Source organism: Streptomyces tyrfis (genome assembly GCF_037034285.1).
Taxonomy (GTDB): Bacteria; Actinomycetota; Actinomycetes; order Streptomycetales; family Streptomycetaceae; genus Streptomyces.
Genome location: NZ_JBAGJZ010000048.1, coordinates 1 through 13862, shown reverse-complemented (window position 1 = coordinate 13862; position 13862 = coordinate 1). Strand labels below are relative to the sequence as shown.

Annotated in this window: 10 protein-coding genes and 1 tRNA gene; 5 read left to right on the top strand and 6 right to left on the bottom strand. The window is 69.0% G+C overall.

The genetic code is table 11. The features are described 5' to 3' along the window. The first annotated feature begins 1 nt into the window (after window position 1). Together WA762_RS28740 and WA762_RS28735 are read left to right on the top strand one after the other, a co-directional pair. Window positions 2–970: an ABC transporter ATP-binding protein gene (locus tag WA762_RS28740; protein ID WP_335939469.1), complete on the top strand. Its 969-nt coding sequence runs from the start codon at window positions 2–4 to the stop codon at window positions 968–970. Continuing rightward, window positions 967–1683, top strand: a complete 717-nt coding sequence (locus tag WA762_RS28735; protein ID WP_335939433.1) for an ABC transporter ATP-binding protein — start codon at window positions 967–969, stop codon at window positions 1681–1683. The genes WA762_RS28740 and WA762_RS28735 overlap by 4 nt, the downstream gene beginning before the upstream one ends. A gap of 150 nt (window positions 1684–1833) precedes the next feature. Here WA762_RS28735 and WA762_RS28730 read toward each other — a convergent pair whose 3' ends face one another. Further along, window positions 1834–2502, bottom strand: a complete 669-nt coding sequence (locus WA762_RS28730; protein WP_335939432.1) for an ANTAR domain-containing response regulator — start codon at window positions 2500–2502, stop codon at window positions 1834–1836. Window positions 2503–2597: 95 nt separating this feature from the next. On the opposite strand from WA762_RS28730, the gene WA762_RS28725 reads away from it, so the two are divergent. Then, window positions 2598–2684: transfer RNA gene (locus tag WA762_RS28725), tRNA-Leu, on the top strand. Window positions 2685–2766: 82 nt separating this feature from the next. Then, window positions 2767–3555, top strand: coding sequence for a helix-turn-helix domain-containing protein (locus WA762_RS28720; RefSeq protein ID WP_335939431.1), 789 nt, complete (start codon window positions 2767–2769; stop codon window positions 3553–3555). 5 nt (window positions 3556–3560) lie between these two features. On the opposite strand, the gene pyk is transcribed toward WA762_RS28720, so the two are convergent. Continuing rightward, a complete protein-coding gene (pyk, locus tag WA762_RS28715; RefSeq protein ID WP_335939430.1) occupies window positions 3561–4994 on the bottom strand; it encodes a pyruvate kinase in 1434 nt (477 codons plus the stop codon). Between the two features lie 168 nt (window positions 4995–5162). Continuing rightward, window positions 5163–5864, bottom strand: a complete 702-nt coding sequence (locus tag WA762_RS28710) for an SIMPL domain-containing protein (RefSeq protein WP_335939429.1) — start codon at window positions 5862–5864, stop codon at window positions 5163–5165. A gap of 178 nt (window positions 5865–6042) precedes the next feature. Here WA762_RS28710 and WA762_RS28705 point away from each other — a divergent pair, with 178 nt between their 5' ends. Then, window positions 6043–7857 carry a bifunctional metallophosphatase/5'-nucleotidase gene (locus tag WA762_RS28705; RefSeq protein WP_335939468.1) on the top strand — a complete coding sequence of 605 codons (1815 nt, stop codon included), beginning with the start codon at window positions 6043–6045 and terminating at the stop codon, window positions 7855–7857. A 112-nt stretch (window positions 7858–7969) separates the two neighbouring features. Here the strand turns inward: WA762_RS28705 and WA762_RS28700 are convergent, their stop codons facing one another. From WA762_RS28700 to pepN, 3 genes are all read right to left on the bottom strand, one after another. Next, the gene (locus WA762_RS28700; protein WP_335939428.1) at window positions 7970–9385 is read right to left on the bottom strand and encodes a lysine N(6)-hydroxylase/L-ornithine N(5)-oxygenase family protein; all 1416 of its coding nucleotides are present in this window, start codon (window positions 9383–9385) and stop codon (window positions 7970–7972) included. Continuing rightward, entirely contained in the window at window positions 9382–10782 is a 1401-nt protein-coding gene (locus tag WA762_RS28695) for a pyridoxal phosphate-dependent decarboxylase family protein (protein ID WP_335939427.1), read from the bottom strand. The genes WA762_RS28700 and WA762_RS28695 overlap by 4 nt, the downstream gene beginning before the upstream one ends. A gap of 325 nt (window positions 10783–11107) precedes the next feature. Next, entirely contained in the window at window positions 11108–13630 is a 2523-nt protein-coding gene (pepN, locus tag WA762_RS28690; RefSeq protein WP_335939426.1) for an aminopeptidase N, read from the bottom strand. Between the last annotated feature and the right edge of the window lie 232 nt (window positions 13631–13862).

Below are 13862 nucleotides of genomic sequence, written 5' to 3'. Positions count from 1 at the left end.
CATGACCACCACCACGACCCAGCGGGGAACCACCACCGTCCTCGACGCCAACGGGGTCACCATGCGCTTCGGCGGCCTCACCGCCGTACGCGGCGTCGACCTCACCGTCAACCAGGGCGAGATCGTCGGCCTCATCGGCCCCAACGGCGCCGGCAAGACCACCTTCTTCAACTGCCTCACCGGCCTCTACGTCCCCACCGAAGGCACGGTCAGCTACCAGGGCACCGTCCTGCCGCCCAAACCCCACCTCGTCACCCAGGCCGGCATCGCCCGCACCTTCCAGAACATCCGGCTCTTCGCCAACATGACCGTCCTGGAAAACGTCCTCGTCGGACGCCACACCCGCACCGAAGAAGGACTCTGGTCCGCCCTCCTGCGCCTCCCCGGCTTCACCCGGGCCGAGCACGCCAGCCGCGAACGCGCCATGGAACTCCTGGAGTTCACCGGCCTCGCCGACAAGGCCGACCACCTCGCGCGCAACCTCCCCTACGGAGACCAGCGCAAACTGGAGATCGCCCGCGCCCTCGCCAGCGAACCCGGCCTCCTGCTCCTCGACGAGCCCACCGCCGGTATGAACCCCCAGGAAACCCGCGTCACCGAAGAACTCATCTTCGCCATCCGCGACCGGGGCATCGCCGTCCTCGTCATCGAGCACGACATGCGGTTCATCTTCAACCTCTGCGACCGCGTCGCCGTCCTCGTCCAGGGCGAGAAACTCGTCGAAGGCACCGCCGACGTCGTCCAGAGCGACGAACGCGTCGTCGCCGCCTACCTCGGCACCCCCTTCGAAGGCGCCCCCGGCGCCGAAGAAGCCGCCGAGGTCGCAGCCGCCGAAGCCGACGCCCACCGAACGGACCGCACCACCGGCGCCACCGAAACCGCCGGCGCCCCGGACACCACCGCCGACACCACGCCCGGCGCCACCGGCACCACCGGCACCACCGGCACCCAGGAGGAGGACACTCGATGACCGCACTGCTGAAGGTCGAGGACCTCCGCGTCGCCTACGGCAAGATCGAAGCCGTCAAAGGCATCTCCTTCACCGTCGAAGCCGGCCAGATCGTCACCCTCATCGGCACCAACGGCGCCGGCAAGACCACCACCCTGCGCACCCTCTCCGGGCTGCTCAAACCGGCCGGCGGCAGCATCGTCTTCGACGGACAGCCCATCGGCGACGTCCCCGCCCACAAGATCGTCTCCCTGGGCCTCGCCCACTCCCCCGAGGGACGCCACATCTTCCCCCGGCTGACGATCACCGAGAACCTCCAGCTCGGCGCCTACCTCCGCAACGACAAGGACGGCATCGAACAGGACATCCAGCGCGCCTACGACCTCTTCCCCATCCTCGGGGAACGCCGCAGACAGGCCGCCGGCACCCTCTCGGGCGGCGAACAGCAGATGCTCGCCATGGGCAGAGCCCTCATGTGCCGGCCCAAACTCCTCATGCTCGACGAGCCCTCCATGGGCCTCTCCCCCATCATGATGCAGAAGATCATGGAGACCATCGCCGAACTCAAGGCCCAGGGCACCACCATCCTGCTCGTCGAGCAGAACGCCCAGGCCGCGCTCTCCCTCGCGGACCAGGGCCACGTCATGGAGGTCGGCAGAATCGTCCTCTCCGGCACCGGCGCGGACCTCCTCCACGACGAGTCCGTCCGCAAGGCCTACCTCGGCGAGGACTGACCACCGCGCCCGGCCCACGGACCGGTCCGCACGACGGTCCCGTACGACGGCTCCGTACGACGGGCACGCGAAGCACGACGGGCCACGCGAAGAGGCCCGCACCCGCGAGAACACGGGTGCGGGCCTCTCCCGCGCGCACATCCGGACGGACTACTCGCCGTCCTTCTTCTCCTTCTCCGCGGCCTTCTTCTCCGCCGCGTCCTCGATCAACGCCTGCGCCAGCTGCTGCATGGACATCCGCCGGTCCATCGACGTCTTCTGGATCCACCGGAAGGCGGCGGGCTCCGACAGGCCGTAGTCCGTCTGCAGAATGCTCTTCGCCCGGTCCACCAGCTTCCGCGTCTCCAGCCGCTGCGCGAGATCCGCGACCTCGGTCTCCAGCGCCTTCAGCTCCGCGAACCGCGACACCGCCATCTCGATCGCCGGCACCACGTCGCTCTTGCTGAACGGCTTCACCAGATACGCCATCGCCCCGGCGTCCCGGGCCCGCTCGACCAGATCCCGCTGCGAGAACGCGGTCAGCATCAGGACGGGCGCGATCGACTCCTCGGAGATCTTCTCCGCGGCGGAGATGCCGTCCAGGACCGGCATCTTCACGTCCAGGATGACCAGGTCCGGGCGGTGTTCCCGGGCCAGCTCGACCGCCCGCTGCCCGTCCCCGGCCTCCCCGACGACCGTGTAGCCCTCTTCCTCCAGCATCTCTTTGAGGTCGAGACGGATGAGCGCCTCGTCCTCTGCGATGACGACACGGGTCGTCAGCGGCGGAACGTGCGACTTGTCGTCGTCGGCGACGGGCTGGGGCGACTCGGGCGTGGTCACGGGGCTCCTCTTTTTCAAGGCACGTACTGCTGCAAAGCAGCCTACCTACCTGACGTCCGCTTCCAGCACCAGGTACACTGCTGACCGGTCACCCTGCCGGGTTGGCGCAACTGGTTGACGCGGAGGTCTCAAACACCTCTGTCCGAAAGGACGTGTGGGTTCGAATCCCATACCCGGCACCATTTTACAAAGCGGATGTTCCCGTTCTCGTGAACATCCGCTCTTTTCTTCTCACGACCACGTGATAGCGCCCAGAGTGGCAATGTGAAGTTACACGGTACCGAAGTACGCCAAAGAGCACTCGCCCTTCTCAGGTCCGGCGCGAAAGGCGCCGACGTCGCGCGCCAACTCAACGTTCCTCGCGGCACCGTCTCGTACTGGCTCCATATGGATCGCGCCGGACGAGGCGAATGCCCGGGCTCGCACAACCCGACATGCCATCGGTGCGACGGCGTCGACCTCGACGAGCCCGCCTACGCCTATCTGCTGGGCCTCTACCTGGGTGACGGCTACGTGAGCCGGTACGCACAGCACCGGGCACCGAGCCTTGCGATCACCCTTGACGACGCCTGGCCAGGCATTCAGGACGAGGCCGAGGCAGCCTTGCGCAGAGTGTTCCCGGCCAATGCCACGTGCCGGGTCCGCAAGGCCGGGTCCCACGACATCAAGGTCTACTCGAAACACCTGCCCTGCCTGTTTCCTCAGCACGGCTCGGGGAAAAAGCACGAGCGCGTAATCACGCTGGAGGCGTGGCAGCAAGGAATTGTCGCCGCCAATCCCTGGATGCTCATCCGGGGACTCATCCACTCCGATGGCTGCCGCATCACCAACTGGACCACGCGCCTCGTCGCCGGTGAGCGGAAGCGATACGAATACGGCCGGTACATGTTCGCCAACAAATCGGACGACATTCGCGGGCTGCTCGGCGACGCGCTCAGCGCTGTGGGCGTTCAGTGGACGACCCTCGCACGCGGCAGCGACCCGTACAACATCTCCGTCGCCCGACGGGCGTCCGTCGCGCTCATGGACGCCCACGTCGGGCCGAAGTACTGAGGGGCCTACCTCGCGCCGTCGTCCTCCCCGATGCGGTGCACCCGGACCAGGTTCGTCGAGCCCGGGACCCCCGGCGGGGAGCCGGCCGTGATGACGACGACGTCGCCCACCTGGCAGCGGCCGATCTTCAGCAGTTCCTCGTCGACCTGGGCCACCATCGCGTCCGTCGAATCGACCTGCGGGCCCAGGAAGGTCTCGACGCCCCAGGTCAGGTTCAGCTGGGAACGGGTGGCCGGGTCCGGGGTGAAGGCCAGGAGCGGGATGGGCGAACGGTAGCGGGACAGGCGCCTGACGGTGTCGCCGCTCTGGGTGAAGGCGACGAGGAACTTGGCGCCCAGGAAGTCGCCGATCTCGGCCGCCGCCCGGGCCACCGCGCCGCCCTGGGTGCGGGGCTTGTTGCGGTCGGTGAGGGGGGTGAGGCCCTTGGCGAGGATGTCCTCCTCGGCGGCCTCGACGATGCGGGCCATCGTGCGGACCGTCTCGACGGCGTACCGGCCGACGCTGGTCTCGCCGGACAGCATCACAGCGTCCGTGCCGTCGATGACGGCGTTCGCGACGTCGGACGCCTCGGCGCGGGTGGGGCGGGAGTTGTCGATCATCGAGTCGAGCATCTGGGTGGCGACGATGACCGGCTTGGCGTTGCGCTTGGCGAGTTTGACGGCGCGCTTCTGGACGATCGGGACCTGTTCCAGGGGCATTTCGACGCCGAGGTCGCCGCGGGCGACCATGATGCCGTCGAAGGCGGCGACGATGCCGTCGATGTTCTCGACGGCCTGGGGCTTCTCGATCTTGGCGATGACGGGGAGGCGGATGCCTTCCTCGTCCATGACGCGGTGGACGTCCTCGATGTCGCGTCCGCTGCGGACGAAGGAGAGGGCGATGACGTCGGCGCCGGTGCGCAGGGCCCAGCGGAGGTCTTCGATGTCCTTGTCGGAGAGGGCGGGGACGGAGACGGCTACGCCAGGGAGGTTGAGTCCCTTGTGGTCGGAGACCATGCCGCCTTCGACGACGGTGGTGTGGACGCGGGGGCCGTCGACCGCGGTGACTTCGAGGGTGACGCGGCCGTCGTCGACGAGGATGCGTTCGCCGGGGGTGACGTCGGCGGCGAGGCCGTCGTAGGTGGTGCCGCAGGTGTGGCGGTCGCCCTCCATGGGTTCGACGGTGATGGTGAAGGTGTCGCCGCGTTCAAGGAGTACGGGGCCTTCGCGGAAGCGTCCGAGGCGGATCTTCGGGCCTTGAAGGTCGGCGAGGATGCCGATGCTGCGTCCGGTCTCGTCGGCGGCCTTGCGCACGCGGCGGTAGCGCTGTTCGTGGTCGTCGTAGGTGCCGTGGCTGAGGTTGAGGCGGGCGATGTCCATGCCCGCCTCGACGAGGGCCTTGATCTGCTCGTACGAGGTGGTGGCGGGGCCCAGGGTGCAAACGATTTTGGCTCGGCGCATGGTTCGACCCTAGACCTTACCTACGGGTAGCCCATTGGCCGTGCGTGACTACTCAACGTCCTTTGGATGAAGGGTTGTTGACAAGTGTTGAAGTGGGCGCCGGGGTGCTCGGATGAGCGTTCTCCCTGGCGGTCCCCCGGCGGGTTCTCGTTCTTCGCGGGTGTTTTCTCAGAGTTCCGGCGGCGACATGATGAAGCGGGCGTTCACCTGGGCGTAGACGGTCTGGCGTTGTGGTTCGAGGTCGAGGGCGGGGGCGGGTTCGGGTGCGGCGCCGTAGCCGGCGCGGCTTCGGATGCCGCCGGGGCCGGCGGGGAGGTGTGGGGTCGGCGGGGTGTTCTCGGCGCCGAGGTCGGCGAGTTCGACGAGGGCGGTGAGGTGGGAGCCGAGGGCTTCGGCGTATTCGCGGGCGCGCTGGACGGCTTCGTGGACGGCTTGGCGGCGGGCGCGGGCGTGGGCGGGTGAGTCGGGGCGGAGGGACCACCAGGGGCCGATGACGCTGGTCATGTCGAGGTCGGCGATGCGGGTGGTGAGTTCGCCGAGGGCGGTGAAGTCGTTGAGGACGGCGGTGATGTGGGCGCGGCCGTGGTAGGCGCGGATTTTCTCGTCGCGGTTGTGTTTGGTGAGTTCGGGGGTGATGGAGAGGGCGCCGGTTTCGAGTTTCTCCACGGCGGGTCCGTAGGAGCGGGCGAGGTCGAGGACGGTGTTGTTGCGGCGGGTGAGGTCGTCGAGGGCGGCGCGGCGGTCTTTGCCTCGGGCGGTGACGGTGATGCCGATGTGGGCGGTTTCGGGGTCGACTTCGAGGCGGGCTTCGCCTCGGACGGCGACGCGGGGGTGGTCGGGGGTGCCGTAGGGGGCGGGGGTGTCGGTCATGGGTCCACTGTGGCATCCGGGTGCGACAGCGGGTGGTCATCGTTTTGAAACCCGCGGGGGGTGTTGCGGGGTGTGGCCGGTGCGTCATCATCTACGCGCGTTGTGCGCGTCGGCGCGTGTGACGGGTTGTTCGAGGTCTGGGTCCGAGCTGTATGAGAACTGGGATGTGGGAGACGAGATGCCGCTGAATCGTAGGGCGTTCCTGGGTACGTCGGCGGCCGGTGCGGGGGTGGCGGTGGTGGGTGGTTCCGCTGCTCCCGCGGTGGCCGGTGGTCGTGGGGAGGTGGCCGGCGGGGGTCATGGGCGTGGGTCGAAGCGGTATTCGTTCACCGTGATGGGGACGACGGATCTGCATGGGAACGTGTTCAACTGGGATTACTTCACGGATGCGGAGTTCGACGACAAGGACCACAACGATGTGGGTCTGGCGAAGATCTCCACGTTGGTGGAGCGGGTGCGTCGTGAGAGGGGGCGGGGCAATACGCTGTTGATCGACGCGGGTGACACGATCCAGGGCACTCAGTTGTCGTATTACTACGCGAAGGTCGATCCGATCACGGCGCGGCGTGGTCCGGTGCATCCGATGGCTCGGGCGATGAACGCGATCGGTTATGACGCGGCGGCGTTGGGCAACCATGAGTTCAATTACGGTATTCCGGTGCTGCGGAAGTTCGAGGAGCAGTGTGATTTTCCGCTGCTGGGTGCGAACGCGTTGGATGCGAAGTCGTTGCGGCCGGCGTTCGCGCCGTATGTGATCAAGCGGTTGCGTACGCCGCAGGGGCGGGATGTGCGGGTGGCGGTTCTGGGTCTGACGAATCCGGGGGTCGCGATCTGGGACAAGGCGAATGTGGGCGGGAAGATGGTGTTTCCCGGTCTGGAGGAGCAGGCGGCGAAGTTCGTGCCGAGGTTGCGGTCCATGGGTGCGGATGTGGTGATCGTGTCGGCGCATTCGGGGACGAGTGGTACGTCGTCGTACGGGGATCAGGTGCCGTATGTCGAGAATGCGGCGGCGCTGGTGGCGGAGCAGGTGCCGGGGATCGACGCGATTCTGGTGGGGCATGCGCATCTGGAGATTCCCGAGTATTTCGTGGAGAACAGGCGGACAGGCCGGCGGGTGGTGTTGTCGGAGCCGTTGAAGTGGGGGCAGCGGCTGACGTTGTTCGACTTCGACCTGGTGTGGGAGCGGGGTCGTTGGGTCGTGGAGCGGGCGGGTTCGCGGGTGCTGAATTCGAACACGGTGGACGAGGATCCGAAGATCACCGGTTTGTTGGCGGCTGAGCACCGGAAGGTGGTGGCGTATGTCAATCAGGTCATCGGCGGGTCGACGGAGGCGATGTCGACGGCCGAGGCGGCGTGGAAGGACGAGCCGATCATCGATCTGATCAATGTCGTTCAGACGGAGACGGTGCGGGAGGCGTTGGCGGGTGGCGCGTATGCGTCGCTTCCGGTGTTGTCGCAGGCTTCGTGTTTCTCGCGTACGGCGCGGATTCCGGCCGGGGATGTGACGATCAAGGATGCGGCGGGTCTTTATCCTTTCGAGAACACGCTGGAGGCGCGTCTGATGACGGGGGCGCAGATTCGTGAGTATCTGGAGTTCTCGGCGCGTTATTACGTGCAGACGGCGGCGGGGGCTCCGGTGGATACGTCGAGGCTGACGAATGCGGAGGGCATCCCGGATTACAACTATGACGCGGTGTCGGGTCTGACGTATGAGATCGACATCGCGAAGCCGAGTGGTTCGAGGATTGTGAATCTGTCGTTCGAGGGGAAGCCGGTCGATCCTGCGGCGGAGTTCGTGCTGGCGGTGAACAACTACCGGGCGAGTGGTGGGGGCAATTTCCCGCATGTGGCGGGCGCCAAGCAGGTGTGGGCGAATTCGGAGGAGATCCGTAACACGATCATCGCGTGGGTGCGGGCGAAGGGTTCGGTGGACGCGGCGCTGTTCGCGTCGGTGGACTGGCGTCTGACGCGGGATGGTGTGCCGGTGTTCTGAGGATGGGTCGGTCTCCGGTGGGCGCCGGGGTTTTCCGTTGTGTGCGGGTGGCGGCCGTCTTCTCCTTCGGGAGGGGCGGCCGCCTTGTGTGGTGGGGGGTGGGGCGGTGTGGTCAGTTGTTCTGGGTGAGGGGGACGCGGTCGGGGTTCTGGGTGGGGACGGTGGTGGTTCGGGGGGTGAGTCCGAAGGTGGTGAAGGCGGTGCGTTGTGGGAGGGGGTAGGGGTTGGCGCCGGTGAGGTGGTTGAGGATGGTGGCGCTGCGCCAGGCGGCGAGTCCGAGGTCGGGGGCGCCGACGCCGTGGGTGTGGCGTTCGGCGTTCTGTACGTAGATGTTGCCGGTGATGGCGGGGTCGAGTTCGAGGCGGAAGTGGTGGTCGATGAGGGGGCGTTCGGAGGTGTCGCGGTGGAGGTGGGGGGTGAGTGCGGTGAGGATGTGGTCGAGGGGGCGTTCGTGGTAGCCGGTGGCGAGGACGACGGCGTCGGTGGTGAGGGTGGTGCGGGTGTTCTGTTGGGTGTGTTCGAGGTGGAGTCGGATGCGGTGGTCTGGGGTGCGTTGCGCGGTGTGGACGGTGACGCCGGGGGTGAGGGTGGCGTCGGGCCAGCCGCCGTGGAGGGTGCGGCGGTAGAGCTCGTCGTGGATGGTGGCGATGGTGTCGGTGTCGATGCCTTTGTGGAGTTGCCATTGGTGGGGGGCGAGGGTGTCGCGGGTGGTTTCGGGGAGGGCGTGGAAGTAGTGGGTGTAGTCGGGGGTGAAGTGTTCGAGGCCGAGTTTGGAGTATTCCATCGGGGCGAAGGCGGGGGTGCGGGCGAGCCAGTGGAGGTTTTCGTGGCCGGTGGGGCGGGCGCGGATGAGGTCGAGGAAGATTTCGGCGCCGGATTGTCCTGAGCCGATGACGGTGATGTGTCCGGCGTCGAGGAGGGTTTGCCGGTGGTGGAGGTAGTCGGCGGAGTGGATGACGGGGGTGGTGGGGTCTTCGGTGAGGGGTTGGAGGGGTTGGGGGATGTGGGGTTCGGTGCCGATGCCGAGGGCGATGTTGCGGGTGTGGGTGCGGCCGAGGGCTTCGGCTTCTCCGTCGGCGTCGAGTCGGGTGTAGTCGACTTCGAAGCAGTGGTGCCGGTCGTTCCAGCGGATGGCGTCGACCTGGTGGTTGAAGTGGAGTGCGGGGAGTTGGTGGGTGACCCAGCGGCAGTAGGCGTCGTATTCGGCTCGTTGGATGTGGAAGTGCTCGGCGAAGTAGAAGGGGTAGAGGCGGTCGCGGGTGCGGAGGTAGTTGAGGAAGGTCCAGGGGTTGGTGGGGTCGGCGAGGGTGACGAGGTCGGCGAGGAAGGGGACTTGGAGGGTGGCTCCGTCGATGAGGAGGCCGGGGTGCCAGTGGAAGGCGGGGCGTTGTTCGTAGAAGGCGGTGGTGAGGGGGCGGTCGGTGGGGAGGCCGTGGGCGAGTGCGGCGAGGGAGAGGTTGAAGGGGCCGATGCCGATGCCGACGAGGTCGTGGGGCTGGTCGGGTCGGGGGGTGGGTCGGTCGGTCATCGGGGGGTGTCGCCTTTCGTGAGTTCGTGGGTGAGGTGGTGGACGAGGTCGAGGAGGGTGTGGAGGTCGTGGGGGGTGGTGTGGGGGTTGAGGAGGGTGGCTTTGAGCCAGAGGCGGTTGTCGGCGTGGGCGCGGCCGAGGACGGCGTGGCCTCGGGTGAGGAGGGTGCGGCGGATGGTGGCGACGGTGTGGTCGGTGGCGTCGGTGGGGCGGAAGAGGACGGTGCTGATGGTGGGGTGGTCGTAGAGGTCGAGGGTGGGGGTTTTGGTGATGAGGTCGGCGAGGTGGTGGGCGGTGGCGAGGGTGTGGTCGATGAGGTGGGCGAGTCCGTCGCGGCCGAGGGCTTTGAGGGTGACGGCGATTTTGAGGGTGTCGGGGCGGCGGGTGGTGCGCAGGGAGCGGCCGAGGAGGTCGGGGAGGCCGGCTCGGGTGTCGTCGTCGGCGTTGAGGTAGGGGGCGTGGTGGTGGAGGGGGTGGAGGTGGGTGTGGTGGGGGACGGCGAGGATGCCTGCGGGTGCGGGTTGCCAGCCGAGTTTGTGGAGGTCGAGGGTGACGCTGTGGGCGCGGTCGAGTCCGTGGAGTTTGTGTCGGTGGGTGGGGCTGAGGAGGAGGGGTCCGCCGTAGGCGGCGTCGATGTGGAGTTCGGCGCCGTGGGTGGTGCAGAGGTCGGCGATGTGGGTGAGGGGGTCGATTCGGCCGGTGTCGGTGGTGCCTGCGGTGGCGGTGACGAGGAGGGGGCGGTGGTGGTGGCGGGTGAGGGTGTCGTGGAGTGCGGTGGGGTCCATGACGCCGGTGGGGGCGGGGATGACGAGGGGTTCGGGGAGGCCGAGGAGCCAGGCGGCGCGGGGGATGCTGTGGTGGGCGTTGGCGGCGTGGATGGTCTGGACGGGGCCGTTGCGTTCGCGGGCGAGGAGGAGGGCGAGTTGGTTGGATTCGGTGCCGCCGGTGGTGATGAGTGCGTCGGGTGTGGGGTGGTGGGGGTAGATCTCGGCGGCGAGGGCGGTGGTGGTGTCGGTTTCGAGGGTGGAGGCGGCGGGTGCCTGGTCCCAGGAGTCCATGGAGGGGTTGAGGGCGGAGGCGGCGAGGTCGGCGGCGGTGGCGAGGGCGAGGGGCGGGGTGTGGAGGTGGGCGGTGCAGAGGGGGTGTGCGGGGTCTGCGGCACCTTGGGCGAGGGCGGTGACGAGGGTGCGGAGGGCTTCGTGGGGGCCGGTGCCATGGTCGGGGATGAGGGGGTGGGTGGTGGTGCGGGTGTGGTGGGTGACGGTGTCGGGTCCGCCGGTGGGGAGGGGTCCGCCGCGTTGTCGGGCGCCGTCCTGGAGTGCGGTGAGGACGGTGTCGAGGAGGGGGCGGAGGGCGTCGGGGCCGGTGGTGGCGCCGGCGAGGGGCGGGGTGGGCATCGGGGCGGGGCCTTCGGGTGCGGCGTGCGGGCATGGGTGGGCATGCCAGCTTGTCGGGGTTTCCGGTGGCGTGGCCGGGGAGTGCGGTGATCTGAACTCGAAAGGGGGACGTGGGGTGCGTGTGGGGCGGGTGGGGCGGGTTCTGGTGGTAAGAGCGGTGGGCGGTCCTGGGCCGGGCATGGGTGTGCCCGGCGCCTCCCTGGGTGGTGGGTGGTGCCGGGCACGGGTGGGGCGGTGGCGGCCGGGTGGCCACCCGGTGTGGTGGGTCCGGGTGGTCACCCGGTGTGGTGCGGGCCGGGTGGCCCGGGGTGGTGCGGGTGGGTGGTCAGTGGGCGGCGGTGCGCACGGCGAGGGCGCGGCGGAGGTCGTCGATCTGGTCGATGAGTTTGCGGCGCAGGGCGGGGATGAGGTCGGGGTCGTTCAGGGCCTGTTCGCCGAGGTCGAGGTTGTGGGTGTCGACGGCGTAGGCGGGGAAGGCGTGGCGGCCGGCGGCTTCGGCGATGGCGGGGCCGCGGCGGGCGGCGAGGCGGGTGGCGTCGGGGTAGTAGCGGGGGACGTAGTCGCGTACGAGGTCGGTCTGTTCGGGTTGCCAGAAGCCTTGGGCGGTGGCGGTGAACAGGTAGTTGGAGAGGGTGTCGTCGTTGAAGAGGGCGTGCCAGGCGGCGGCTTTGGCCTCGGGGGTGGGGAGGGCGGCGCGGCAGCGGGCGGCGCCTTCGCGGCCGGTGGCGCTGGGGTCCTGTTCGAGTTCGGTGGCGATGTGGGTCTCGTCGATGGCGCCGAGGACGGCGAGGCGGGTGAGGATGCGCCAGCGGAGTTCGGGGTCGAGTTCGGGTCCGCCGGGGACGGTGCCGTTGGTGAGCCAGTCCTGGAGGGTGTCGGGCTGGGTGGCGGCGTCGATGAGGTGGCGTACGGCGATGAGGCGGAGGCCGGGGTGGTGGCCGTCCTCGGTGCGGCGGATGAGGTCGCGGCAGAGGGCGGTGAGGGTGGCGAGGGCGGCGGGGCGGTGTTCGGGGGCGAGGTAGGGGCCGGCGATGTGGGCGCCGGCGAAGGCGAGTACGCCTTGGGCGAGGGCGAGGTCGGTTTCGTGCGGGAGGTGGGTGCGGGCGGTGTCGAGGTAGGTGGTGGGGGCGAGGAGGCCGTCGCGGACCAGGTCGCGTGCGGTGTTCCAGACGACGGCGCGGGTGAGTGCGTCGGGGATGCCGGAGAGGTGCTGGAGGGCGGTGTTCCAGGAGGTGTCGTCGAGGCGGACCTTGGTGTAGCTGAGGTCGTGGTCGTTGAGGACGACGAGGGCGGGGCGGCGGCCGGGCCGGGGGGTGGTCGGGCCGTTGCCGGGGACGTCGGTCTCGAAGCGTTCGCGCAGGACGAGGCGGCCGGGTGTGGTGTGGGCGGTGGTCGCGGAGAGGTCGGGGGCGTGGTCGTAGGCGCCGACGGCGATGCGGTGGGGGCGGGTGCCGTCGTGGGCCACGGTGACGGACCAGGTGTGGTCGGTCTCCTGGACGTGGGAGGTGAGGGTGTCGATTCCGGTGGTGCGCAGCCATGCGTCGGCCCAGGCGTGGACATCGCGGTCGGTGGCCGAGGCGAGGCTGTCGATGAAGTCGGCGAGGGTGGCGTTGGCGAACTTGTGGCGGGCGAAGTGGGTGTTGATGCCGGTCAGGAAGTCCTTTTCGCCGAGCCAGGCGACGAGTTGGCGGAGGGCGGAGGCGCCCTTGGCGTAGGAGATGCCGTCGAAGTTGAGCATCGCGGAGGCGGTGTCGGGGACGGCGGCGGGGTCGGGGGCGACGGGGTGGGTGGAGGGGCGCTGGTCGGCGTCGTATCCCCAGCCCTTGCGGGCGACGCCGAAGTCGACCCAGGTGTCGGTGAAGCGGGTGGCTTCGGCGAGGGTCTGGTAGCCCATGTACTCGGCGAAGGACTCGTTGAGCCAGATGTCGTCCCACCAGGCGAGGGTGACGAGGTCGCCGAACCACATGTGGGCCATTTCGTGGGCGATGACCATGCCGCGGGTCTGGCGTTCGGTGTCGGTGACGGCGGAGCGGTAGACGAATTCGTCGCGGAAGGTGACGAGTCCGGGGTTCTCCATGGCGCCGGCGTTGAATTCGGGGACGAACGCCTGGTCGTAGGAGTCGAAGGGGTAGGGCTCGTCGAACTTCTCGTGGAAGCGGTCGAAGCAGGCGCGGGTGATGCCGAGGATCTCGTCGGCGTCGGCGTCGAGGTGGGGGGCGAGGGAGCGGCGGCAGTGGATGCCGAAGGGGAGGCCGGCGTGTTCGGTGGTCACGGAGTGCCAGGGGCCAGCGGCGACGGCGACGAGGTAGGTGGAGACGAGGGGGGTGGGGGCGAGGGTCCAGTGGCCGTCGCCGCGGTGTTCGGCGATGCCGTTGCCGAGGACGGTCCAGTCCTCGGGTGCGGTGACGGTGAGTTCGAAGACGGATTTGAGGTCCGGCTGGTCGAAGGCGGCGAAGACGCGTTGGACGTCTTCCATGAAGAGCTGGGTGTAGACGTAGGTCTCGCCGTCGGTGGGGTCGGTGAAGCGGTGCATGCCTTCGCCGGTGCGGGAGTAGCGCATGGCGGCGTCGACGCGCAGTTCGTGCCGGCCGGGGGTGAGGGCGGTGAGCGGGAAGCGGTTCTCGACGAGGTCGGCGGGGTCGAGGGGGTGTCCGTCGAGGCTGATCGAGCGCAGGGTGGCCGGCTTGAGTTCGACGAAGGTGTCTCCGGCGGTGGCGGCGGTGAACTGGATGACGGTGCGGGAGTCGAAGGTCTCCTCCCCTGCGGTCAGGTCGAGGTCGATCGTGTACCGGTGTACGTCGAGGAACCGGGCTCGGGTCTGCGCTTCGTCGCGCGTCAGTACGGACATGCCGTCCATGCTGCCGTACGGGGCGGACGCCGCGCAGGCGGGTTCTCGCAGGGCTGAGGGGCGTGCGGGGCGGGGGAACCGGGGCGCGGGAGGGCGCCGGGGGCGGGTCCGGGGGTGCGCGGGGCGCCGGGGCGCGGGGGCGGGTGCCCGGGGTGCGGGGGCCGGGGGTGCGCGGGGCGCCGGGGAGGTGTGCGGGGGCGGCCGGTCCGGCCGCGGGGGGGGGTCGCGGCCG

Bases quoted from the DNA above. Each gene is read 5' to 3' on its own strand.
- WA762_RS28700 (WP_335939428.1), bottom strand. From the start codon at position 9,385: ATGACCGACCGACCCACCCCCCGACCCGACCAGCCCCACGACCTCGTC.
- WA762_RS28710 (WP_335939429.1), bottom strand. From the start codon at position 5,864: ATGACCGACACCCCCGCCCCCTACGGCACCCCCGACCACCCCCGCGTC.
- pyk (WP_335939430.1), bottom strand. From the start codon at position 4,994: ATGCGCCGAGCCAAAATCGTTTGCACCCTGGGCCCCGCCACCACCTCG.
- pepN (WP_335939426.1), bottom strand. From the start codon at position 13,630: ATGTCCGTACTGACGCGCGACGAAGCGCAGACCCGAGCCCGGTTCCTC.
- WA762_RS28705 (WP_335939468.1), top strand. From the start codon at position 6,043: ATGCCGCTGAATCGTAGGGCGTTCCTGGGTACGTCGGCGGCCGGTGCG.
- WA762_RS28695 (WP_335939427.1), bottom strand. From the start codon at position 10,782: ATGCCCACCCCGCCCCTCGCCGGCGCCACCACCGGCCCCGACGCCCTC.
- WA762_RS28740 (WP_335939469.1), top strand. From the start codon at position 2: ATGACCACCACCACGACCCAGCGGGGAACCACCACCGTCCTCGACGCC.
- WA762_RS28735 (WP_335939433.1), top strand. From the start codon at position 967: ATGACCGCACTGCTGAAGGTCGAGGACCTCCGCGTCGCCTACGGCAAG.